Source organism: Prevotella sp. DNF00663, assembly GCF_001553265.1.
Lineage (GTDB): Bacteria > Bacteroidota > Bacteroidia > Bacteroidales > Bacteroidaceae > Prevotella.
The window spans coordinates 153,317-176,752 of record NZ_KQ960593.1 but is presented as its reverse complement, the minus strand read 5'-3'; the positions used below and the strand labels follow the sequence as shown (position 1 = coordinate 176,752).

Annotated in this window: 19 protein-coding genes; 9 read left to right on the top strand and 10 right to left on the bottom strand. The window is 43.2% G+C overall.

From position 1 onward, the window contains the following. Positions 1 to 55: 55 nt before the first annotated feature. Positions 56 to 799 carry a nucleoside-specific channel-forming Tsx family protein gene (locus HMPREF3034_RS02005; RefSeq protein ID WP_036899990.1) on the bottom strand — a complete coding sequence of 248 codons (744 nt, stop codon included), beginning with the start codon at positions 797 to 799 and terminating at the stop codon, positions 56 to 58. 160 nt (positions 800 to 959) lie between these two features. Between HMPREF3034_RS02005 and trmD the strand changes: the two genes are divergently transcribed. Next, positions 960 to 1,640 (top strand): tRNA (guanosine(37)-N1)-methyltransferase TrmD, encoded by a 681-nt coding sequence (trmD, locus tag HMPREF3034_RS02000; RefSeq protein WP_036899988.1) that lies wholly within the window; start codon positions 960 to 962, stop codon positions 1,638 to 1,640. A 5-nt stretch (positions 1,641 to 1,645) separates the two neighbouring features. Here the strand turns inward: trmD and HMPREF3034_RS01995 are convergent, their stop codons facing one another. Continuing rightward, on the bottom strand, positions 1,646 to 2,488 hold the full coding sequence (locus HMPREF3034_RS01995; protein ID WP_062432713.1) for a patatin-like phospholipase family protein: 843 nt from the start codon (positions 2,486 to 2,488) through the stop codon (positions 1,646 to 1,648). Positions 2,489 to 2,596: 108 nt separating this feature from the next. On the opposite strand from HMPREF3034_RS01995, the gene HMPREF3034_RS01990 reads away from it, so the two are divergent. Next, positions 2,597 to 3,997, top strand: a complete 1,401-nt coding sequence (locus HMPREF3034_RS01990) for an aminopeptidase P family protein (protein WP_036899984.1) — start codon at positions 2,597 to 2,599, stop codon at positions 3,995 to 3,997. A 68-nt stretch (positions 3,998 to 4,065) separates the two neighbouring features. Next, positions 4,066 to 5,271: a C1 family peptidase gene (locus HMPREF3034_RS01985; RefSeq protein ID WP_036899983.1), complete on the top strand. Its 1,206-nt coding sequence runs from the start codon at positions 4,066 to 4,068 to the stop codon at positions 5,269 to 5,271. A 93-nt stretch (positions 5,272 to 5,364) separates the two neighbouring features. Here the strand turns inward: HMPREF3034_RS01985 and HMPREF3034_RS01980 are convergent, their stop codons facing one another. Together HMPREF3034_RS01980 and HMPREF3034_RS01975 are read right to left on the bottom strand one after the other, a co-directional pair. Next, positions 5,365 to 5,721, bottom strand: coding sequence for a MarR family winged helix-turn-helix transcriptional regulator (locus HMPREF3034_RS01980; RefSeq protein WP_036899982.1), 357 nt, complete (start codon positions 5,719 to 5,721; stop codon positions 5,365 to 5,367). An 8-nt stretch (positions 5,722 to 5,729) separates the two neighbouring features. After that, a complete protein-coding gene (locus HMPREF3034_RS01975; protein WP_062432709.1) occupies positions 5,730 to 8,156 on the bottom strand; it encodes an FAD-dependent oxidoreductase in 2,427 nt (808 codons plus the stop codon). A 585-nt stretch (positions 8,157 to 8,741) separates the two neighbouring features. Between HMPREF3034_RS01975 and recJ the strand changes: the two genes are divergently transcribed. Both recJ and HMPREF3034_RS01965 read left to right on the top strand, forming a co-directional pair. Beyond that, a complete protein-coding gene (gene recJ, locus HMPREF3034_RS01970) occupies positions 8,742 to 10,472 on the top strand; it encodes a single-stranded-DNA-specific exonuclease RecJ (protein WP_062432706.1) in 1,731 nt (576 codons plus the stop codon). Positions 10,473 to 10,485: 13 nt separating this feature from the next. Continuing rightward, positions 10,486 to 12,393: a RecQ family ATP-dependent DNA helicase gene (locus HMPREF3034_RS01965; protein ID WP_062432703.1), complete on the top strand. Its 1,908-nt coding sequence runs from the start codon at positions 10,486 to 10,488 to the stop codon at positions 12,391 to 12,393. 73 nt (positions 12,394 to 12,466) lie between these two features. Here the strand turns inward: HMPREF3034_RS01965 and ilvC are convergent, their stop codons facing one another. The 6 genes from ilvC to HMPREF3034_RS01935 all read right to left on the bottom strand — a co-directional run bounded on the left by ilvC (position 12,467) and on the right by HMPREF3034_RS01935 (position 19,994). Then, positions 12,467 to 13,510: a ketol-acid reductoisomerase gene (gene ilvC / locus HMPREF3034_RS01960; protein WP_036895761.1), complete on the bottom strand. Its 1,044-nt coding sequence runs from the start codon at positions 13,508 to 13,510 to the stop codon at positions 12,467 to 12,469. A gap of 123 nt (positions 13,511 to 13,633) precedes the next feature. Then, positions 13,634 to 14,404 (bottom strand): acyl-[acyl-carrier-protein] thioesterase, encoded by a 771-nt coding sequence (locus HMPREF3034_RS01955; RefSeq protein ID WP_036895764.1) that lies wholly within the window; start codon positions 14,402 to 14,404, stop codon positions 13,634 to 13,636. Next, positions 14,391 to 14,933: an acetolactate synthase small subunit gene (gene ilvN / locus HMPREF3034_RS01950; protein ID WP_036895970.1), complete on the bottom strand. Its 543-nt coding sequence runs from the start codon at positions 14,931 to 14,933 to the stop codon at positions 14,391 to 14,393. The genes HMPREF3034_RS01955 and ilvN overlap by 14 nt, the downstream gene beginning before the upstream one ends. Positions 14,934 to 14,961: 28 nt before the next feature. Continuing rightward, the gene (gene ilvB, locus HMPREF3034_RS01945; protein WP_036895767.1) at positions 14,962 to 16,677 is read right to left on the bottom strand and encodes a biosynthetic-type acetolactate synthase large subunit; all 1,716 of its coding nucleotides are present in this window, start codon (positions 16,675 to 16,677) and stop codon (positions 14,962 to 14,964) included. A 16-nt stretch (positions 16,678 to 16,693) separates the two neighbouring features. Beyond that, complete coding sequence (gene ilvD, locus HMPREF3034_RS01940; RefSeq protein WP_062432736.1) at positions 16,694 to 18,496, bottom strand: dihydroxy-acid dehydratase; 1,803 nt, start codon at positions 18,494 to 18,496, stop codon at positions 16,694 to 16,696. Positions 18,497 to 18,818: 322 nt separating this feature from the next. Beyond that, entirely contained in the window at positions 18,819 to 19,994 is a 1,176-nt protein-coding gene (locus HMPREF3034_RS01935) for an OmpA family protein (RefSeq protein WP_036895770.1), read from the bottom strand. A gap of 487 nt (positions 19,995 to 20,481) precedes the next feature. Between HMPREF3034_RS01935 and cobU the strand changes: the two genes are divergently transcribed. Genes cobU through cobC form a run of 4 tightly spaced genes read left to right on the top strand, consistent with a single transcriptional unit; the run spans position 20,482 to position 23,388 of the window. Next, positions 20,482 to 21,009: a bifunctional adenosylcobinamide kinase/adenosylcobinamide-phosphate guanylyltransferase gene (gene cobU, locus HMPREF3034_RS01930; RefSeq protein ID WP_036895772.1), complete on the top strand. Its 528-nt coding sequence runs from the start codon at positions 20,482 to 20,484 to the stop codon at positions 21,007 to 21,009. A gap of 1 nt (position 21,010) precedes the next feature. Further along, positions 21,011 to 22,054, top strand: coding sequence for a nicotinate-nucleotide--dimethylbenzimidazole phosphoribosyltransferase (gene cobT, locus HMPREF3034_RS01925; RefSeq protein ID WP_062432699.1), 1,044 nt, complete (start codon positions 21,011 to 21,013; stop codon positions 22,052 to 22,054). A 3-nt stretch (positions 22,055 to 22,057) separates the two neighbouring features. Next, positions 22,058 to 22,855, top strand: a complete 798-nt coding sequence (gene cobS / locus HMPREF3034_RS01920) for an adenosylcobinamide-GDP ribazoletransferase (protein ID WP_062432696.1) — start codon at positions 22,058 to 22,060, stop codon at positions 22,853 to 22,855. Beyond that, positions 22,852 to 23,388, top strand: coding sequence for an alpha-ribazole phosphatase (cobC, locus tag HMPREF3034_RS01915; RefSeq protein WP_036895778.1), 537 nt, complete (start codon positions 22,852 to 22,854; stop codon positions 23,386 to 23,388). The genes cobS and cobC overlap by 4 nt, the downstream gene beginning before the upstream one ends. The last annotated feature ends 48 nt before the right edge of the window (positions 23,389 to 23,436 follow it).

Below are 23,436 nucleotides of genomic sequence, written 5' to 3'. Positions count from 1 at the left end.
AAGAGGGGGTATCAATTTTGACACACCCTCATGGATATTGCTATCTTTTTTCTAATTAGAATGTCCACTTAGCAGCGATGGTAGGGATGGCATAGAACTTATTGTTTTGCCCTTTCGTGTTCCAAACGAAGTTGTTAGAAACCTCTACCTCTGAACCCAAACTCAAGTTAACATCTTTCATTCCTTTCAATGTATTGAGATTGAACCAGAATTGTGGTTCTGTCAAGAAAATCAATTTACCCTTCACATTGGGGTCGTACCAAACATCACAGAAGCCACTGAAAGTGCAAAGACCTTGTGCAAAGGTGAGTCCCCAAACCTCTGTTAACTGAAAACCACTGAACGGACGTGCATTAAAGTGACGATTCTTGAAATAATATTTGTACATGGCTTGGATAGAGAACGTCTTAGAGAAATCGGCACTATGCCAATTCCAAGCTCCACCAAACAACACTGCATGCTGGAAACGAACTGCATTCCAAGTGTCTTCGTTGCTAGACAAACCACCATTATATTCTATATGTGCAGCCCACTGCTTATTTTTCGACACATTAAACTCGCGTGCAATCTCCCAATATGCACCTGCAACACCGTCTCGCTGATAGTCTATATCGGTGAATAAGAAAGTACTACCCCATCTATCGGGCTTAAACATTTCAACCGTTGTAGTCACACTTGGACGGTTAGAAAGTTCCTTGTAGAGTGAATGACCTAAATCATAATGGAGCTGAACGTTCTGTGCAAATCCACCAAGAACACCGGCCATTGAAAAAATGGCCACAAGAAGATGCTTTTTCATAAGTTGTTTTATACGTTTGATTACTATTTTTTGCAAAATTATATAAAACATTTCACTCTTCTGATATAAAAGTATCAAAAAGATAAGAAAACCTTATGAATCTATCACTTCGACGAGCATAGCAAAGAAAAAACAAAGAAAAATCACTAACTTTGCAGCCATGAGAATAGACATTATCACCGTATTACCCGAAATGCTAGAAGGATTCGTCAATGAATCTATTCTTGCCAGAGCACAAAAGAATAACCTCGTAGAGATTCATTTGCACAATCTGCGCGACTATACGCTTGATAAATGGAGGCGTGTAGACGATTATCCATACGGTGGTTTTGCCGGTATGGTAATGCAATGTGAACCCATAGACCGTTGCATCTCAGCGCTAAAAGCCGAGCGAGATTACGATGAAGTAATCTTCACCAGCCCCGATGGTGAGCAATTCAACCAACATGTGGCTAACGACCTCAGTATGAAAGGCAACCTGATTATCCTCTGTGGTCATTACAAAGGTATTGACCAACGTGTCCGTGACCATTTGATTACGCGCGAAATCAGTATTGGAGACTATGTATTGACGGGTGGTGAGCTAGCAGCTGCGGTGATAACGGATGCTATTGTACGCCTTCTGCCGGGCGCAATCAGCGACGACCAAAGTGCATTGAACGATTGTTTCCAAGACGATTTGCTTGCTGCGCCCATCTATACAAGGCCTGCCAACTACAAAGGATGGAAGGTTCCGGAGATTCTACTCAGTGGAAATGAAGCTAAAATTAAGCAATGGGAACTAGATATGTCGCTGGAACGAACCAAACAGCTACGCCCTGATTTACTGAAAAAGAAATAGTTTTGTCAAGCATAAGTTTGACAAAACTGCTCCCCAAGCGTAAATCCTTCCTCGTAAAGTCGCTCCAGTTTATTGATATCTTTTTCAATTCGCCCCACTTCCAAAGGCCGTTCGGGACGGATACAAAGCAATTGTCCGGATGCTTCCAAGGCATCCACCATATCCAATTGTTGATTATATAGGATATGCCTACGGCTCAATACCACGCGTAAACGTGGATAGCTCTTGTATATAAACTTCGGTACTTTGCGGTCTTTTCCATCATCTCGCCATCCTTTATTACGCGTAAGGATGGCTACATTGGTATGATGTCCGGTTTCCATAGCACGCATCACGGGGATAGAATCGACAATTCCACCATCAAGCATAGGGATTCCGTCAACCGAAACTATCCTACTCACATAAGGCAAACTGCTTGAAGCACGCACTATATCAAGTAATCTTTGTCGGTCATGCGTTTCACTCAAATACATGGGAAAGCCAGTATGACAGTTGGTCGTGACCATTTCGAATATATTGGAGGAGTGAAAGAAAGTGTCGAAATCAAAAGGTAGCAGTTGCTTAGGAAATCTATCATAGAGCAGATCCCTATCAAAGATGCAGCCTTGTGTTACTAAATGTCGAATACCAATGTAATCATAACGAGCCAAATAATCGATATTCGAGATTCTGGCACGACGCGGTTGACGACTCATATACGACATTCCATTGCACGCACCGGCCGATACTGCCACCACATAATGAAAATATAAGCCGTGTTTCATGAACGCATCGAGCACTCCGCTCGTAAATACGCCACGCATACCACCACCTTCCAGTACCAGTCCTGTATTTCGATTAATTAACATACTAGCTGTTTCAATTTCTTACTTATTCCTTTATTTTCATTGCAAAGATAACGTTATTGTAGTAAAAAATGCGTAACTTTGCAAGCAAATCTACAAAATTCGAGATACATGTTCAATAAAGATACATATATACGACGCCGTGATGAGCTTAAGAAACTGGTGAAATCGGGCATTATTATTCTATTTGGCAATAACGAATCTCCTTGCAATTTCCCTAACAATGGGTATCATCCATTCCGCCAAGACTCTTCTTTCCTGTATTATTTCGGACAGAATAGAGACGGTTTAGTGGGTGTTATTGATGTTGACAACGATACTGAAACCTTGGTAGGTAATGATATTGACATCGAAGATATTGTATGGTTTGGAAGCGTAGACAGTGTTTCAGATATGGCAGCACAAGTAGGTATCAGCCAGACTGCACCTATGAAAAGTCTCAAGACTATCTGTAATGAGGCCATGCGTCAGCATCGTACCATCCATTTCTTGCCTCCCTATCGCTACGACATCAAACTTCAGATATTTGATTTGTTAGGTATTCATCCTGTACAACAGAAAGAATCGGCATCCATGACTTTGATTCAAGCAGTCGTAAAGATGCGTTCTACCAAGGAAGAACAGGAGATAGAAGAACTGGAACGTGCCGCTGTCATCGGGTATAAGATGCACACCACGGCTATGAGACTCACAAAACCGGGTGTCACAGAGAAGTTTGTAGGCGGTCAAGTAGACGGTATTGCCAACTCGCATGGTGCCATGGTGAGCTTTCCCACGATATTTACGCAGCACGGAGAAATCATGCATGGCAGCCCATCTATGGCTATTTTGGAGTCAGGACGACTTGCATTATGCGACGCCGGAGCCGAAACTATCAACAACTATTGCTCCGATAACACCCGAACAATGCCGGTTAACGGCAAGTTTACGCAGAAACAATTAGAGATTTATTCTATTGTGGAGGCTTGTCATGACTACGCTTTAGAAGTAGCTAAGCCCGGTGTGAAGTATGCAGATGTTCATTTTGCAGTATGTAGACTCATGACCGAGCGCCTCAAAGAGCTTGGTTTGATGAAAGGAGACGTTGATGAAGCGGTGGCAGCAGGTGCACATGCCATGTTCTTACCCCACGGTTTAGGTCACATGATGGGCATGGACGTTCATGATATGGAAGCTCTTGACCAAATAAACGTAGGTTTTGACGAAGAGGCACGCCCTAATTTAGAGCAATTCGGAACCAATTGTCTACGCATGGGACGCCGTCTACAAGAAGGATTTGTGGTGACCGATGAGCCGGGAATCTACTTTATTCCTGCACTTATTGATAGTTGGAAGGCCAGTGGACATTGCAAAGAATTCCTCAACTTCGATAAGTTGGAAAGCTATAAAGATTTCGGTGGTATCCGTATTGAGGACGATGTACTCATCACGAAAGACGGTTGTCGCTTCTTAGGAAAAGATCGTATCCCCTATCACCCAAAGGATATAGAGGCTTTTATGGCAGAGAATTAAACATAAAAACAATATAGAGTACAATTTATAAGATTGATTTTATCAACAATAAAGACACTTTAATTTCGATGAAAAAAGTATTAATAATGGCACTGTTAGCCTTGGTAGGCACAACAGCAAATGCCGAAGACAGCAAAACAAGCAAAGAGAACAAGAACAAACCAGTCTTCACTGTAGTTAAAGAAAATAAGATTACCAGCATTAAGAACCAAAGCCGAAGCGGCACATGTTGGGATTATTCAACCTTAAGCTTCTTTGAAAGCGAGATATTAAAGAAGAGTGGAAAGACCTACGACCTCTGTGAAATGTTCGTAGCTAATAAGACTTACATGGATAGAGCGACTATGGCTGTGAGAATGCACGGCGATGTATCGTTCTCACAAGGTGGTAGTGCATTCGATCCTTTGTACTGTATACAGCACTACGGCATCGTTCCTGAGAATGCAATGCCTCTCCCCGGCACTCTATATGGTGACTCTTTAGCTAATTTCTCTGAGCTTTTCTCGGTGATGACTCCCTATGTTGAGAGTGTAGCAAAGAATAAAAACAATAAATTATCGACTGCTTGGAAGAGTGGATTGCAAGGTATTTTGGACGCATATCTAGGCAAATGCCCCGAAAAATTCATGTATGAAGGCAAGAGTTATACTCCCCAATCTTTCGCAGCAAGCCTCGGATTGAACTGGGACGACTACGTAACTTTCACCAGTTATACCCATCATCCCATGTGGACACAGTTCGCAGTAGAGGTTCAAGACAACTGGCGCTGGCCATTAAGTTGGAACGTTCCTATTGATGATCTTTGTAGAATCATCGACAATGCCATCAACAATGGCTACACAGTAGCTTGGGGTGGCGATGTATCAGAGGATGGTTTCACACGCAGCGGACTTGGTTTGGCTTACAATATGGAGCGTGTTCGCGACATGAGTGGCACCGATGCAGACCGCTGGTTGAAGTTTACTAAGTCAAAGAAGCGTGATGTTGTAGACTCATTAGGTATCTCAGCACCCGAAGTAGTACCCACTCAAAAGATGCGTCAAGAGGCATTTGACAATTGGGAAACGACCGATGACCACGGCATGCACATCTTCGGTATCGCCAAAGACCAAAACGGTAAGGAGTATTACATGGTTAAAAACTCTTGGGGAGAGACTGGAGATTACAAGGGAATCTGGTATATGTCTAAGGCATTCGTAGCTTATAAGACAATGGATTTCATGGTAAATAAGAATGCAGTACCCCAAGATATTCGTAAGAAACTGAAACTCTAAAAAAACATTTTAGACTATAAAACATAAAAAGGAAGACCATTTGGTCTTCCTTTTTTATTTCCCACACCTTGCTATATAAGCAAAAGCAACAACTTAACTAACGATATTGCTTAAAACGTTTGGTAACTTTATCTCGCTACAATGCATTGATTCAATGAGTGTCTCACCCTTTGAAGTAAGGGCAAAGTGCATTTGTCGCTTATCCGCTTTGTCTAGTTTCCGCTTGATTAATGCTTTCTTCTCAACCGATGTTATCACTTTTGAGGTATTGGAAGGAGTCAAACCAAGCTGTTCGGCAATCTCTCCCGACGTCATACCACTACAATCCCGCAATGTACAAAGCAACATCGCTTCATTGATATTTACATTGTAAGCCTCCTGAAACTCGTTTTCCAGTGCCATAATTGCACGATAAACATTGCGAATACGGCAAATTTTCTGTTTGTCCATAAGTTTTTTTAGATAAACAAGTTCACATTTGCATGTTCGGCACGCTCCATATAAGTAGCCACACCACCTATGTTTACTTCATCAAGGAGTTCTTCTTTCTTAATGCCCATCATATCCATAGACATCTGACAAGCAATAAACTCCACTCCATTATCCAACGCTTGCTGTCTCATTTCTTCGAGAGAATAGATGTTCTTCTGCTTCATGATGTGTCTCATCATGCGGTCACCGATACCCAACAGACTCATTTTAGACAGACTCAAACTGCGAGAACTAGATGGCAACATCCATGAGAACATACGACCAAAAATATCTTTTTTGACAGCAGGTTTATGCTCTTTCTTGAGCAGATTCAGCCCCCAGAATGTGAAGAAGATACTTACTTGATGCCCAGTGGCAGCAGCACCGTTAGCCAAAACAAATGTAGCCAAAGCCTTATCTAGATCGTCGCTAAACATAATAAGCGTCTTATTCTTCTCTATAACAGGCGCACCTGCAGTAGGAGCCGATACTCTTCCCTTACGAATTGTAACGGTATGGAATCCATCTTTGCTATCACTTTGTTCCAATGAATTGCCTGTTGTAGCACACCAAGCTTCAGCATCAGCCGGGAAACCGGCATCGGTGGCTTTCACCTGTAGGCTCTGTCCTTCTTCCAAATTATCCATTGCCTTCTTTAATTTGAGTATCGGACCGGGACATTGCAATCCACATGCGTCCACACGTAATATATCTGCGACTGTATCCACAGTCTCTTTTGAAGTAGTAACCATCTTCTTTTTATTTTTGATTTCTTGCGTTGCCAAACTATAAGTCTTATATCCACCCGACAGATTTCGTACATCCGTGAATCCACGACCCAATAATATGCGCTGAGCTAGGTAACCACGCAAGCCTACAGCACAGAAAACAACAACCGGTTTATTGGTGGGTATCTCGCTAATACGTTCACGAAGGTCGTCTACAGGGATGTTGATAGCTCTTTCTATACTTCCTATTTCGTGCTCGACAGCTGTTCGTACATCAACAAGGGTTATATAATCACGGTCTAGCGCATTCAGTTCACGCCATGTCAGCACCTTCATCGCCCCACTCACAATATTATTTGCTGCATAACCAGCAATGGCAATAGGGTCTTTAGCCGATGAGAATGGAGGAGCATATGCATGTTCCAAACGGGTAAGATCGGCCACCGTGCCCCCATTCTTAATGATAATCGACAACTGGTCGATACGTTTATCCACTCCCTCACTGCCTACACACTGTGCCCCATAGAGCTTCCCGGTCTCAGGGTCAAAAGTTAATTTGGTAGTCAACTGGAACGAATTAGGATAATAACCCGCATGAGCTGCAGAAATAGTTGTACTACTCTGATACGGTATACCCAACTGTTTCAGTCTTTTGGCAGCCAATCCCGTAGAACCAACTGCCAAATCAAATACCTTAGCAATGGATGTTCCTATGGCTCCCTCGTACGATTGCACATTACCCATGACCATGTTATCAGCCACTATCCTGCCCTGTCGATTGGCCGGATTAGCCAAAAAGTTAAGCCAAGGTTGCCCGGTCAACGGATGAACAAACTCAATCGCATCACCCACAGCATACACATCCTTAGCCGAAGTCTCTAGATATTCGTCCACTTTAATACCACGTTCACCCAATTCAATACCTGCTTGCTGAGCCAATTGTGTATTAGCACGCACCCCAATAGATAGTAAAACGATGTCCGCATAGATACTCTCACCGGTATTAAAGAACACTTTCAGGCCGTCACCTTCCTTCTCAAAGTGCTCCACACCTTTGTTCAAATAGAGATTCACACCCTTGTTCATCAATTCACGATGCACATGCGAAGCTATAGAGAAGTCAACAGGAGCCATTACCTGATTCCCCATCTCTACGATAGAGACCTCAGCACCGACATGATGCAAGTTTTCTGCCATCTCCAAACCGATAAATCCGCCACCTACAACCACTGCTTGTTTAACACAATGTGAGTCGATATATTGCTTAATACGGTCGGTATCCTCCACATTACGCAAAGTAAAAATACCATCTAAATTAATACCTTGCAATGGCGGGCGCACAGGTGAAGAACCCGGAGAAAGCAATAACTTATCGTACGACTCTGTATATTCGCTTCCATCTTTACGGCGTATAGTCACCGTCTTACCCTCTGTATCAATACCAACAGCTTCATTTTCCACACGAACATCAATGGCAAAACGACGCCCAAAAGACTCAGGCGTTTGTACAAACAACTTCTCACGCTCGGCTATCGTACCACCTATATAATATGGTAATCCACAATTTGCGTACGAAATATGCGGGCCTTTTTCTATCAAAACGATCTCTGCAAGCTCGTCTGCTCGCCTGATACGCGCTGCAGCAGTCGCTCCTCCAGCAACACCACCAATGATTAAATGTTTCATATCTTATTCTTTTGCTTATTAATTATTTTCCTTTGGAAATTTTTGCAAAGATAAATTATATTATCCAACAAAACAAATTTCCTATGGAAAATATTTATATTAACTATATAAAAAACTTTTCCCAAATATCAATAAGCATTCTTTTCAGACATACACTTTACTTCTATATGAGTCTACATAATACTTTTATCTGTAAATATGAGGCATGATAATACCATGACTCAATAATTCATAAACTCCAAATATCACAAGTTTATACATCAACTCATAAACTAACAAACTCAAAAACATAAAATCCCAACTTTCTGCACAACCTCGGCAAAACTACTGCCTAGGCTCTTCAACATCGCTGTTCGGCCTCTTCAAAAATGCTGCAAAGCCCTTGCAGGAATTGAAGAGTTAGCTATAAAAAATGAAAAGTAATGAGTTATAGAGTTTCAAAAAGCCATTCATAATCTCGCATTCTTTTGTATGTATTTCGTAATTATTTAGTATCTTTGAACACGGTTTTCCCTTTTGTGAAAATAAAACCGTTCTTCCGTGATTCTCACGGCACCTTAAACGAAGAAAATAAAAACGATATAAATGCATTTCAAATGGAATTACGAATCACCTACACCAGACGAAATACAAGCAGCTAAAGACTTAGGGGGAAAGCTCAATATGAGCCCTATCCTAGCTCAACTGCTGATTAAGCGTGGCATAACGACGGAATCTGCAGCAAAAAGGTTCTTCCGTCCGCAACTAGCCGACTTAATCAATCCCTTCATCATGAAAGATATGGACGTGGCCGTCGACCGTCTTAATGATGCGATGGGGCATAAAGAGCGTATCTTGGTATACGGTGATTACGACGTTGACGGCTGTACAGCCGTAGCATTGGTGTACAAGTTTCTACAGCAATTCTATTCAAACATCGACTATTACATTCCCGATCGCTATGACGAAGGGTATGGATTGAGTAAAAAGGGAATAGACTACGCCAAGGAAACAGGTGTAAAACTCATTATCATACTTGATTGCGGTATCAAGGCAATTGAGGAGATTGCCTATGCCAAAAGCCTAGGTATCGACTTCATTATTTGCGACCACCACGTCCCGGATGAAACTATGCCCGACGCAGTGGCCATTCTCAATCCGAAAAGACCAGACGATAGCTATCCCTTTAAAGAACTTTGCGGATGCTGTGTAGGCTTCAAGTTTATGCAGGGATGGGCAAAAAACAATGGCCTGCCATTCTCCATGCTCATTCCCCTACTCGATTTCTGTGCTGTTTCGATAGCTGCCGACATCGTTCCCGTAGTCGAAGAAAACCGTATTCTGGCTTATCATGGACTCAAACAACTCAACCAAAATCCAAGTATCGGGTTAAAAGCCATTATAGATATATGCGGACTGAGCGGTCGAGATATCTCCATGAGCGACATCATTTTCAAAATCGGCCCACGTATCAATGCCTCTGGGCGTATGGAAAGTGGTAAAGAGAGTGTAGATTTATTGGTTGAGAAGAACTACAGCGTAGCCTTGGAAAAGTCGAAACATATAGACGAATACAACGAGCAACGCAAGGATATTGACAAGCAAATGACCGAAGAAGCCAACCAAATCGTGTCAAAGTTGGAAAGTCAGAAGCATCATTCATCCATCGTTCTCTATGATGAAAATTGGAAAAAAGGCGTCATCGGCATCGTTGCATCCCGACTAACAGAAATCTATTATCGCCCTACGGTGGTGCTCACACGCGATGGTGACTTAGCCACAGGGTCGGCACGAAGCGTTGCGGGATTTGATGTCTATGCAGCTATCAAGCATTGCCGAGATCTCTTGACCAACTTCGGAGGACATACATATGCGGCTGGATTGACCATGAGATGGGATGATATTCCAGAATTCCGTCGCCGTTTCCAAGAGTTTGTAGAAGAACATATCGAACCGGAACAGACCGAGGCTATACTCGATATTGATGCCAAAATAGACTTCAAAGACATCACTCGTCATCTGCATACCGACCTCAAGAAATTCTCTCCGTTCGGTCCCGGCAATCAGAAACCATTGTTCTGTACCTGTGGTGTGTACGACTACGGTACGAGTAAAGTTGTCGGTCGCGAACAGGAACATATCAAGTTGGAATTGGTAGACTCACAATCCAGCAACGTAGTCAACGGTATAGCATTCGGACAGAGTGCATCTTCACGCTACATCAAGAGCAAACGGAGCTTTGACATAGCCTATACCATTGAGGATAATGTATTTAAACGCAATCAGGTTCAGCTTCAAATAGAAGACATCAGACCTGACGATAAGGAAACAATCTAACTATATTCGTCACTTGCCAACAGACAAATATACTGATATTTTACGTCAATACTGGGGGTATCCTGACTTTCGCGGCATTCAACGACAAATCATTGAAAGCATCGGTGAAGGACAGGATACACTTGGTTTGATGCCTACTGGTGGCGGAAAATCGCTTACATTCCAAGTTCCGGCTATAGCTATGGAGGGCGTATGCATCGTTATCACTCCCCTTATAGCTCTCATGAAAGATCAAGTGGAGCATTTGCTAGAACGCAATATCCGAGCTGCCGCCATCTATTCGGGAATGACCCGCCATGAAATTATCAAGACTTTAGAGAATGCTATCTTCGGAGGAATCAAGATACTGTACGTCTCTCCCGAACGAATAGGCTCAGAACTCTTCCAAGCAAAGCTCAAACGAATCAACGTAAGTTTCATTACTGTAGACGAAGCTCATTGTATCAGCCAATGGGGATACGACTTCCGACCGGCATATCTGCGGATTTCGGATATACGGAAGCTGAAACCTCAAGTCCCCATCTTGGCACTCACAGCCACGGCTACACCCAATGTGGTAGACGATATTCAACAACAATTAGAATTTAAAAGGCCGAATGTATTCCGCATGAGCTTTGAACGGAAGAACTTGGTTTACGTTGTTCGAACAGCATCCGACAAATATGCGGAACTCATACACATCTTAAAATCGATTCAGGGAAGCGCCATCGTGTATGTAAGAAGCCGCAAACGCTGCAAAGAAACTGCCGAATTGCTTGACGCGAATGGACTAAGTGCCACATTCTACCACGCAGGATTAGAAGCTTATACCAAAGACATTCGGCAGACAGCATGGCAAAACAACGAATACAGAGTGATGGTGGCGACCAACGCTTTCGGTATGGGAATAGACAAACCCGATGTGCGCGTGGTGATACATATAGATTGTCCGGACTCAATAGAAGCCTACTTTCAAGAAGCCGGACGTGCAGGTAGAGATGGACAAAGAGCCTATGCCGTATTGCTTTACAACGATAGTGACACGAGAAAACTGAGCAAACGCATCAACGATAACTTTCCCGAGAAAGACTATGTACGCAAGGTCTACGAGCATCTTGCCTACTATTTCCAACTGGCAGTGGGCAGTGGAGCCGGCCATACTTTTACATTTGAGATAGATAAATTCTGCCGTACGTTCAAACATTTCCCTGTTCCGACAGACGCCGCCTTGCATATATTACAACGAGCAGGCTATTTGGAATACGAAATGGAACCTGATGCGAGAGCCAGAGTCATGTTTTTATTGGAGAGAAACTCGCTTTATCGACTGGAACAAACGACAGAGGATGAAGAGAATGTCATTACCGCACTGCTAAGAAATTACGGTGGTTTATTCTCCGACTATATGTATATAGACGAAGGTTTGCTTGCCCAACAAGCCGGACTCACACAAGAACAAATATATTTAATACTCAAAAATCTTAGCCACCGACACATTCTACACTTCATCCCTAGGCGCAAGACTCCTTTCATCGTGTACACACGAGACAGGGAAGATGGTGAAAGAGTTATACTAAGTAAGGAAATTTACGAGGATAGGAAAGAGCAATTCAGTAAACGGATAGATGCCGTCATTGCGTATGCAAAGAACGATGAAGTTTGCAGAAGCAGACAGTTGCTGGCTTATTTCGGTGAGAAGCGATCTTCAGACTGTGAACATTGCGACGTATGTCTGGCTCACGACCCCAAAAATAATACCGAACAAAGTATCCAACTGGCTCGAAACGGTATATTGGAATTACTTAGTGATGGAGAAAAACATCATATTACCGAACTCAAAAAACTCATTATTCCAGAGCAACAACTGGACAATGCATTGGAAGATTTGCTGGCCGAAGAAGATATTAGAATGGATGAAAATTTCTTAATCAAAGCAAAATAGACCATTTATACAAAATAAAAAGGAGTTTACCTAAGTGGGTAAACTCCTTCTACATATTATATATGTGTAATCATTAATCGTTCTCAGGACGAAGTTTGCGTACTGTCATACCTGCTTGCCACATCTCCTTATTACGCATTGCCTCCAATTCCTTGTTCAATTTCTCACGATAATCGGGCTTAGAATTGCTGTCGATAGAGATTTGAGCCTCGTTACCGGTCTTCACAGAGAGATACAACCACTCCATAACAGGCTTGATCGCTTCACGGAAACGAGGCGCCCAATCGAGCGCACCACGCTGTGCTGTAGTCGAACAATTGGCATACATCCAGTCCATACCCTTCTCACCAAAGAGCGGCATCAGACTCTGTGTCAATTCCTCTACAGTCTCGTTAAAGGCTTCAGAAGGAGAATGCCCATGCTCACGGAGCACTTCGTACTGTGCTTCCAACAAGCCTTCAATAGCTCCCATCAGCGAGCCACGCTCACCGGTAAGATCGGATGTAGCCTCACGTTGGAAGGTTGTCTTGAACAAATAACCAGCACCAATACCAATACCAAAAGCAATTGTCTTCTCTTCAGCATTGCCTGAAGCATCTTGATATACCGCATAAGAACAGTTCAAACCGCGACCTTCGAGGAACATTGTACGCAAAGAGGTACCAGACCCCTTAGGAGCAACCATGATAACATCGACATCTTTAGGTGGAACAACACCTGTACGATCCTGCCAATTGATAGCAAAACCATGTGAATAGTACAAAGTCTTGCCTGCTGTCAGGTAAGGTTTGATTGTTGGCCATATCGCAATCTGACCGGCATCTGAAAGAAGCATGCAAATAATAGTACCTTTCTGGGCAGCCTCTTCAATAGAGAATAGAGACTTACCCGGAACCCAACCATCAGCTACAGCCTTATCATAGGTCTTACCTTGACGCTGTCCGACGATGACATTGAATCCATTATCACGAAGATTACCAGCTTGACCGGGTCCTTGAATACCATAACCTATCACGGCAATCGTTTCATTCTTCAGTACTTCACGTGCTTTTTCTAAAGAGAATTCTTTGTTGGTGACAACTGTTTCTACTACGCCACCGAAATTCATTTCTGCCATATAACTTTGTCATTTATGCGATAGGATACTGCTATCGCGGTTATCTTTTATATAATAAGTTCCTTTATGAGCCTTTATCGCACGCAAAGGTAACATTTTATAACAAAACTACAAAATTTTATTTCAGTCTTTCACAAATTTAACCTTACACCTACAAACTTCAATTCTATCATCCTCTGGCGGTGTCAATTTGTTCACACTGATATTAAACTCGCCCTCTGCCACTTGCTCACGATAAAGTTCCAACTGATCTCCTTGATGACTTTCAGCCACATAAGCAATATCCAATCGATGCAAACGCCGACTCTTATAGTAGCCAAGAGGGAATAAATCGAGGATATGTTCGATGTATTTGACACTGTTAATGTGGCCGTTCATGTCCACATCACTGTACAGTGTATCGACGGTTCTTATTAGTTCCGGGTCGCTACCCATCTTCACTCGTGAGCTCTTATCAATAGGACAAGACTTCTCTGATTCTATATATTGGCTTATCAAACCATCACGAACGGAGAAGATATCAGTCGGTTGTCGAGTATCAGTATCTATCATTGCCCAAATACTTCGGCCATATCCATACACTTTATCATCGGCACCTACTACCTTAAAGTTTCTACTCGTAAAAAACTTCATGGCACTTTCGACCCATGTTTCCACAAAAAACTTATCATAAGCCTGTGGCATTTCCTCCATTTCAATGGCTAAACGAGACAGTACCCAAGTCTTATGTATAGGGTTAAGATAGGTCATTCCATAGCCACGATCATTGCTATGGAAATCTGCTGCATTCAACATGTGATTGCCCAAATGCCCCATGAACAGGTGATGAGAGAAGTCACAATGAAAGGGTTCAGCCAAAAAATCGTATCGTCCTACCTTACTAAGCATGTCCATCTTGCTCCTGTAAAAAGTCAGAAATAGGCTCTTCAAAACTGCGTGTCACTGCAATACGTCCCGAACGAGTATATTGAAGCAAACAATTGAAGCCATCTAATATCGCAAACAAATCTGCAATCTCTTCTGTCAAACCTGCTAATAGCACCGTACTATACGTTGGATTCACCTCCATCATACGTGCATTGTGCTTACGGATGGTTCTAGATACCTCCGGATTTTCCATCAATACAGGTGTCGAAATCTTAAACAAAGCCACTTCATGAATGAACAAATCATCATCGGTATAATAGTCTGCCTTGACAACATCAATCCTATTCTCTATTGCTTTGGTAATTTTCTTAATCTGCGCATCATCACTCCAGACCGTAATCGTGTATTTATGGATACCCTTAATGCTCGAAGCCGACACGTTAAGGCTCTCAATATTCACCTGACGACGAGTGAATACAGCAGTAATCTGGTTTAGTATACCGGCTATATTTTCTGAATATACCAGTAAAGTATATAATTTCTTTTCGTTGTCCATATTGCTTTTTGCTTCTATCAATAACCGGTTATTCATCTATTCCCAGTATCATTTCGTCGACACTCTTACCCGGAGGAGTCATTGGCATGACATTATCTTCCTCCCTCACAGCACATTCTAGCAGATAAGGGCCGTCCGTTGCCAACGCCTTAGCTACTTTCTCACGAAGTTCTTTGCGATCGACGACCACATCATACGGGATGTTATATGCCTTACAAATGTCTTCATAATGTGGATTTAGCATCTTGGTAAAGCTCTTACGGTGATTGAAGAACATATCTTGCCATTGGCGAACATTCCCCAAATAGTTATTGTTTAACAAGAACATCTTAACCGCTGAGCCCTGCTCCATAATTGTTCCAAACTCTTGAATACTCATCTGTAAGCCACCATCACCCATGAAAACGCACACCGTACGATGCGGTGCTCCGAACGTAGCTCCAATACCTGCGGGTAGTCCAAAGCCCATTGTACCAAGTCCACCACTGGTTACTATTGACCTCTTCTTATTGTATTTGAAGTATCGACTAGAGAACATTTGGTTCTGACCTACATCATTTACCAATACAGCATCACCTTTAGTTTCCTCCGCTACCACATTGGTAACCTCGCCCATCAGCAACGGTCCCTCTGTAGGATGAATAGCCGGCTCAATGACTTTGGTCATTTCCATTTCATCAAACTGCTTGAATGACTCTTTCCATTCGACATGTGAGTTCTTTTTCAACAATCTAGTTATAGCGGGAAGCGACATCTTACAATCGCCAACTACAGCCACTGTTGTTTTGATATTCTTGTCTATCTCCGTGCGATCAATATCCAAATGGATTATCTTTGCTTGCTTGGCATAAGTCGATGGCAATCCTGTTACACGGTCACTAAATCTCATTCCAATAGCAATCAGCACATCACACTGTTGCGTTTGCATATTCGGAGCATAGTTACCATGCATACCTAGCATACCCATATTCAAAGGATGATCAGTCGGTAATGCCGACAATCCCATCATGGTACGTCCCGTTGGGATATCAGCCTTCTCTATAAACTCAAGCAATTCACTTTGAGCGCCACCCAATTCTACTCCTTGTCCGACAAGCGCAAATGGTCTTTTACTTGCATTGATAAGCTCAGCTGCCGCCGATACAGCCGCTTCGTCAATATGAGGATAAGGTACATACGAACGAATATGGTTCACCCGAACATCTTCCCATTCGCATTTATGGGTCTGAGCATTCTTCGGGAAGTCCAAAACAACAGGGCCGGGACGACCTGAACGTGCGATATAGAAGGCACGACTAACAGCCCATGCCACATCTTCGGGACGCTGAATCTGATACGCCCATTTCGTTATTGGCTGGGCAACACCTACCAAATCCACTTCTTGAAAGGCGTCTGTACCCAATGCTCCCACTGCTACCTGTCCGGCAATCACCACAATTGGCGTACTATCCATCATGGCATCGGCCACTCCTGTCAGCGTATTCGTAGCACCGGGACCACTTGTTACCAAGCAAACACCCACTTCACTGCTTACACGAGCAAATCCTTCTGCGGCATGAGCAGCAGCTTGTTCGTGACGCACAAGGATGTGATCAAACATCTTTTTCTCGCCACGTGTATAGTCATATAAAGCATCAAATACGGGCATAATGGCTCCACCGGGATAACCAAATATGGTCTTTACACCTTCATTGTGCAAAGCTCGCATGAGAGCCTCAGAACCTGTTATTACTTCTTTCGCCATAATCTATTTCCTAAACTTAATCTATCATTCTTACTCCGCCTTTATCTGCCGAACTAACACTTTGCGCATAAGCCTTTAATGCTTTGCTAACCACACGGTTACGTCGTAGTATTTGCTGTTCACGAGCGTCAAGTTCTGCATCCGAAAGCTTCACATTGATCGAGCGAGATGGTATATCTATTACAATAATATCGCCATCTTTAATCTTTCCAATGTTTCCTCCGGCAGCCGCCTCAGGCGATATGTGCCCGATACTTAGTCCGGATGTGCCGCCCGAAAAGCGTCCATCGGTAATCAGCGCACACTCTTTGCCCAAATGCCGACTCTTTATATAAGAGGTGGGATAAAGCATCTCTTGCATTCCGGGACCACCTTTGGGGCCTTCATGTGTTATCACCACGCAATCTCCCGACTTCACCTTACCGCCCAAGATACCATCGCAGGCATCGTCTTGAGAGTCGAATACCACGGCCGATCCTTCAAAATGCCACAAGCTGGCATCCACTCCGGCAGTCTTAACCACACATCCATTTTGTGCAATATTTCCAAACAAGACAGCCAGACCACCATCTTTTGTATAAGCATGGGCTATATCGCGGATGCAACCATTGGCACGGTCGGCATCCAAACTCTCCCACTGCGTGTCTTGACTACCCATTTGTGTAGAGAACCGATGGCCCGGAGCACTTCGATAAATACGATTAGCTTCCTCATCGACAGACTCACCTGTAATGTCATATCGCTTCATTTGCTCTGCCAAAGTCTTACCATCCACGCGCTTCACTTGCCCATCTATCAATCCGGCTTTCTCTAATTCGTTCAAGATTCCAAGGATTCCACCGGCACGATTGAACTCCTGTACACTGTATTTCTGGGTGTTAGGAGACAATTTACACAAACAAGGCACACGACGACTCAGCTCATCTATATCCTTCATCGTGAAGTCTACTTCACCTTCTTGAGCCACAGCCAGTAAGTGAAGTACAGTATTTGTACTTCCACCCATGGCGATATCGAGTGCCATAGCATTGAGGAAAGCTTGGCGAGTAGCGATATTACGTGGTAAAACACTCTCATCACCATCCTCATAATAAGCCATTGCATTTTTCACAATCTGACGTGCTGCGTCTTTAAACAAGCGAATACGATTCTTATGCGTAGCCAATATAGAACCATTACCGGGTAGAGACAAGCCGATAGCTTCGGTCAATGAATTCATAGAATTGGCCGTAAACATGCCCGAACAACTGCCACATCCCGGGCATGCTGACTTCTCTATTTCCATCAAGTCGGCATCGCTTACACTCTCATCACCGCCATTAATCATGGCCGTAATGAGGTCGGCATTCTCCCCTCTCCATCGTCCTGCCTCCATCGGTCCGCCCGAACAGAAAATTGTAGGAATGTTCAAACGCATCGAAGCCATCAGCATTCCCGGCGTCACTTTATCACAGTTTGAAATGCAAATCATGGCATCGGCCTTGTGAGCGTTCACCATATATTCTACAGAGTCGGCAATAATATCGCGCGAAGGCAAGGAATACAACATACCATCATGCCCCATAGCTATTCCGTCATCTATAGCAATAGTATTGAATTCGGCAGCATAGCAGCCCATAGCCTCAATCTCTTGCTTGATAATCTGGCCAATCTCATGCAAATGAGTATGCCCGGGAACAAACTGCGTAAAGCTATTTACGATAGCAATAATGGGCTTTCCTATCTGCTCGTGTTTCATACCGGCAGCTACCCAAAGCGCTCTTGCACCCGCCATTCTTCTACCTTCTGTACAAACAGCACTTCTCAACTGATGTTTCATTGTATATACTTGTTCGCTATAAATCCAATATTTCAAAAAAGCCTTGCCAACAACTATATCGAAGACAAGGTATATAAAATTGAATACAAAGATAAATAGTTTTTGTGTAACGGCCAATAAATAGTACGCTTATTTTGGGAATTATTATTTAATTCGTAAGTTATACAGGGCTTATAGTTTCGTTTTTAAAGTTATTAGACACATATTCTTAACTATCAAGTTGTCATTCAATACTTTCATAGGAACCTATACAACAAGAAGAAGGGATATACCTATATAGGCATACCCCTTCTTTATCTTAAATCAGTAATGTTACTGTTGATTACTTCGTCTTAGCATTGTCGTTGAATGTAGCAACACGGTTGAACTCTACCTGCTCGAAAAGCTTATCGGTAGCACCCATACCCTTGGTAGTCAAACGGCTAGCTGCAATCTTATACTTCTTAATAAGTGCAGTCTTAACAGCCTCAGCACGAGCTTCAGAAAGCTTTTGGTTCAACTCTGCAGAACCCTCTGGAGAAGCATAACCCTTAATCTCCACGTTTGCTTCAGGATGATTCTTCATATAAGAAGCAATCAGTTCGATAGGAGCATACTGTGCTGGATCGATAACACTCTTACCTTGACGGAACAAAACAGTAGGCTGTAAGTTGGTAGCAGTAACAGGCTTCACATACTTAGGCTTCTTGTTGCAAGCATCAAGGGCATTCTGCAAGTCAGCAATCTGGCCATCCTTAGCTGCGAGTTGAGCATCCTTATCGTTCAAATCACCACGCAAGCTATTGATTTGAGCATTCAAACCATCAATCTCAGACTGGTCACGGAGCTGTGCAATCTTGAAGTTATGAGTTCCATTAGAGTTACCAAACTTGTAAATCAAACCTGCGTTCAACTGTACAAAGCTGTGGTTGATATTGTACTTGATGCCGCTGTTAGACAAGTTATAGTTAGCAGCATTGGTCTTATCGTTAAGTCCCCAAACCATAGCAGGCTCGATATAAAACTGCCAAGCCTTTGAAGCACCGAAGTTAAATGCGAAGTCGATAGCAGCCTTAGAGGTCAAGTTGTTGTGATAATGAGAAGCCTTATACTGTGCAGTATTGCCAAAAAGGTGTCCCCAACCAAGTCCGTACAAAGCGATAACCTCAAAAGCACGAGGCTCACCTTGATAACCACCAAACCAATTGCTCAAGTTTACAGTTCCCAACACGCTAGTGTTCAAGAAACGAACTGCTGTTCCGGTAGAAGCAAAAGGCTTATTAGAGAAGTAAGCATTGCTCTCAAGAGCCAAGCCAAATACAGGAGTAAAGTTACGACCCAAGCGTACACCGAAGTTTGGATCCAAACCTTTCATCCATGAATGGCCAGTTGTCTTTGTTGCAACACCACCATTAATACCAATGTAGAAGTTGTCGAATGTTTTGCTTTCTGTTACAGTCTGTGCTGAAACAGATACTGCCATAGCGGCAGCTGCAAATAGTAATGCGATTTTTTTCATTTCTCTCTAAAATTTAATAATTATATTTTATGTTTCTTTATTTATCCTCTCGAATACGCATGCAAAGTTATTAAAAAATATTGTAACTTCCAAAGTTTTCGTATATTTTCCATGTTTTAGAACATAAAAATACCCAAAAGTCTCATTCAAATACTTAAAATACAATAGTCAACCAAACTATACAAAAGTTTAATCTAGATATTCAAGCACTCTAAACTCATCTACCCATCTACCTGTAAACATATTTATTCGCAGACTGCAAAGGGCCAACAGTATCGCTGCTTCGCCTCTTCAGCAATTGTGCAAAGTTGAGACAGCAATGTTGCCAAGCCGCTGCAGAATATTAAGAGTGAAGAACTTAGTAATGAGAAGTAAAGAGTTATGAGCGGAAAACAAAGCTCTTTACGACGTTAAATAATAGGACAAACGCTCTAAATTGGGCTAAAGGCTCTATCAATATATGGTTGTTTTTTAGTATCTTCGCAACATGAAACGCATTATTCTTATTACCGGCGGACAACGATCGGGCAAAAGTATGCATGCCGAACAGTTGGCTTTAAGCCTTTCACCTACCCCTGTATATTTGGCAACTGCCCATATATGGGACGAGGAATTCCGTGAACGAGTAAATAGACACCAACAACGGCGGGGCGATAATTGGACCAATATCGAAGAGGAAAAATATCTATCGCACCATCAACTATATAATAAGGTGGTGGTCATTGACTGTATTACGCTGTGGTGTACCAACTTTTTCTACGACAGCGACAAGAAGGTGAAAGAACAACCGACAGTAGATAGTGCACTGAAAGAATTACAAGATGAGTTCAACCGCTTCACTTCGCAAGATGCCACCTTTATCTTTGTGACAAACGAAATAGGCAGTGGCGGAGTCAGTAACAACGAGATACAACGCAGATTCACCGACCTTCAGGGATGGATGAACCAATACGTAGCATCCAAAGCCGACGAAGTAATCATGATGGTATCAGGTATTCCCGTTAAAATCAAATAAGATGAGGACATTCAATATACTCCCAACAGATAAGGATATGCGCCAAGCTATCCAACAAAAAATAGACAATCTGAACAAACCAAAAGGTTCGCTGGGCATGCTTGAAGACTTGGCCATGCAGATAAGTCTCATCCAGCACACGTTCACTCCCACTCTCTCACATCCTTGTCACCTCTTATTAGGAGCCGACCACGGCATTGAGCACGAGGGCGTATCGGTATCTCCACGCGATGTAACATGGCAACAAATGCTGAACTTTGCCAATGGTGGCGGTGGTGTCAACCTATTTTGCCGCCAGCACGGGTTCGACCTTAGTATCATAGACATGGGTGTCGACCATGACCTATCGGCATGCCCACAAATTACCAATCGCAAAATAGCTTGGGGAACAAGTAATTTCTTGCATGCGGCAGCCATGACTGAAGAGCAATTCAATCTGTGTATTGAGACGGCTGTGCAACTTGTAGACGAGTGTAAAGAAAAGGAATGCAACATCATTTGCCTTGGCGAGATGGGTATAGCCAATACATCTCCATCGAGTATCTGGATGAGTCTGTTTGGCCAAATACCTTTGGAAGAGTGTATCGGAGCTGGTGCCGGACTCAACAACGAAGGCATTTCACATAAATACAAAGTACTAAAAGCGGCAGTAGATCTTTATCTCGAGAACAACCGGAATACTCCTCTTAATGCCATCAGATACTTTGGCGGTTTTGAAATGGTGGGAGCCATCGGAGCCATGTTGCGTGCAGCCGAACTCCACATGGTCATTTTGGTAGATGGTTTTATTATGACTGCTTGTATGTTGGCGGCTTCACAGCTATATCCAAATGTGTTAGACTATGCCGTATTCGGGCATTGCGGCGATGAAAACGGGCATAAACGACTGTTGCTACTCATGAATGCAAAGCCTATATTATTGCTCGGTATGAGGTTGGGAGAAGGCACCGGAGCACTTTGTGCATACCCGATTATAGAGTCGGCAATAAGAATGATAAACGAAATGAACGACTTCGACCGTGCTCATATCACTAAATACTTCTAACAAATGAAAGTTTCCATTGACCACAACCTCAAATGGTACGACAAAGTTTGGGCTGCTCTCATCTTCTTTACGCGGCTTCCTTTCTGGCGAATCTACCAACCGCCAAAGACTGCATACGAAACAGTTGTGGAGCATTGGCCGCTGACTGGGTGGCTCACGGGAGGCATCATGGCTCTCACGCTCTATGGTTGTTCATTCATCATGCCCTATATGGCGGCCGTTATCGTGGCCGTTATCGTTCGCTTACTGATAACGGGAGCATTGCACGAAGACGGATTAGCCGACTTCATGGATGGATTTGGAGGTGGCGGAAGAGACCGCGAGCGCATTTTGGAAATTATGAAAGACAGCCGTATAGGGTCTTATGGAGTACTCGGTCTCGTCTTTTATGCCTTGCTATTAACAGCCTGTTTGCATAGTCTTCCACCCGTAATAGGTGCCTTGGCCATCTTTGCCGGTGATACATACGCCAAGATGTTGGCAGCCCAAATAGTACAGATACTAGCCTACGCGCGTAGTTCTGAAACGGCCAAGAACGGTGTAGTCTACCGCAAATTCAGCATTCCGGCCGGCATTAGTCTGTTCATTCAAGGCATTCTGCCACTCGCTTTACTGCTCTATTACCTCAACTTTATGAAGTGGGACTTACTCGTTTTCGTCCCATGCTTGGTGATGTATGCACTCTATCGACTCTTGTGGAGCCGCATCAAGGGGTATACCGGCGACTGCTGTGGCGCTATCTTCCTGCTCATCGAACTCAGTTTTTACCTAACACTCAACATCATTCTACATACAATATGAAAATAACACTCATCAGACATACGCGTGTCGGAGTGCCCAAAGGCACTTGCTATGGTTGGAGCGACGTACCTCTAGCCGACACTTTCGAGCAAGAAGCTACTATTACAAAGGGCAACCTGCAAGCCGACGCACCTTTTGACGCCGTGTATTCGTCACCATTAACACGTGCTAGAAAGTTGGCAGCATACTGCGGTTACACCTCTCCTATAGTAGACGAAAGACTTAAAGAGATGAACATGGGAGACTGGGAAATGAGGTTATATGATGATATTGCCAAGGTCGATCCACATATAGAAGCATGGTATCAAGACTATATGAACTTGGCAGCAACGGGTGGTGAGAGTTTCCCAATGATGTATGCACGCGTCGCAGCATTCTTAGATGAGTTGCGAAAGAAGCCCTATGAGCGCGTAGCTATCTTTGCGCATGGTGGTGTACTCATCTGTGCCGGCATCTATGGCGGCCTCTTTGAAAAAGAAAATGCTTTTGAAAACCTGACGGATTATGGAGGTATTGAGCGCATAGAAATATAATACCATCATCTATCTACAACGCTATAACTCTCTAAAAGAAAATAGGAC

Excerpts from the sequence above, each read along its gene's own strand:
- HMPREF3034_RS01985 (WP_036899983.1), top strand. The coding sequence starts at position 4,066 with ATGAAAAAAGTATTAATAATGGCACTGTTAGCCTTGGTAGGCACAACA.
- ilvC (WP_036895761.1), bottom strand. The coding sequence starts at position 13,510 with ATGGCAGAAATGAATTTCGGTGGCGTAGTAGAAACAGTTGTCACCAAC.
- HMPREF3034_RS01980 (WP_036899982.1), bottom strand. The coding sequence starts at position 5,721 with ATGGACAAACAGAAAATTTGCCGTATTCGCAATGTTTATCGTGCAATT.
- HMPREF3034_RS01990 (WP_036899984.1), top strand. The coding sequence starts at position 2,597 with ATGTTCAATAAAGATACATATATACGACGCCGTGATGAGCTTAAGAAA.
- ilvD (WP_062432736.1), bottom strand. The coding sequence starts at position 18,496 with ATGAAACATCAGTTGAGAAGTGCTGTTTGTACAGAAGGTAGAAGAATG.
- HMPREF3034_RS01935 (WP_036895770.1), bottom strand. The coding sequence starts at position 19,994 with ATGAAAAAAATCGCATTACTATTTGCAGCTGCCGCTATGGCAGTATCT.
- trmD (WP_036899988.1), top strand. The coding sequence starts at position 960 with ATGAGAATAGACATTATCACCGTATTACCCGAAATGCTAGAAGGATTC.
- HMPREF3034_RS01955 (WP_036895764.1), bottom strand. The coding sequence starts at position 14,404 with ATGGACATGCTTAGTAAGGTAGGACGATACGATTTTTTGGCTGAACCC.
- cobS (WP_062432696.1), top strand. The coding sequence starts at position 22,058 with ATGAAAGTTTCCATTGACCACAACCTCAAATGGTACGACAAAGTTTGG.
- ilvN (WP_036895970.1), bottom strand. The coding sequence starts at position 14,933 with ATGGACAACGAAAAGAAATTATATACTTTACTGGTATATTCAGAAAAT.
- ilvB (WP_036895767.1), bottom strand. The coding sequence starts at position 16,677 with ATGGCGAAAGAAGTAATAACAGGTTCTGAGGCTCTCATGCGAGCTTTG.
- cobC (WP_036895778.1), top strand. The coding sequence starts at position 22,852 with ATGAAAATAACACTCATCAGACATACGCGTGTCGGAGTGCCCAAAGGC.
- HMPREF3034_RS01995 (WP_062432713.1), bottom strand. The coding sequence starts at position 2,488 with ATGTTAATTAATCGAAATACAGGACTGGTACTGGAAGGTGGTGGTATG.
- cobT (WP_062432699.1), top strand. The coding sequence starts at position 21,011 with ATGAGGACATTCAATATACTCCCAACAGATAAGGATATGCGCCAAGCT.
- cobU (WP_036895772.1), top strand. The coding sequence starts at position 20,482 with ATGAAACGCATTATTCTTATTACCGGCGGACAACGATCGGGCAAAAGT.
- recJ (WP_062432706.1), top strand. The coding sequence starts at position 8,742 with ATGCATTTCAAATGGAATTACGAATCACCTACACCAGACGAAATACAA.
- HMPREF3034_RS02005 (WP_036899990.1), bottom strand. The coding sequence starts at position 799 with ATGAAAAAGCATCTTCTTGTGGCCATTTTTTCAATGGCCGGTGTTCTT.
- HMPREF3034_RS01975 (WP_062432709.1), bottom strand. The coding sequence starts at position 8,156 with ATGAAACATTTAATCATTGGTGGTGTTGCTGGAGGAGCGACTGCTGCA.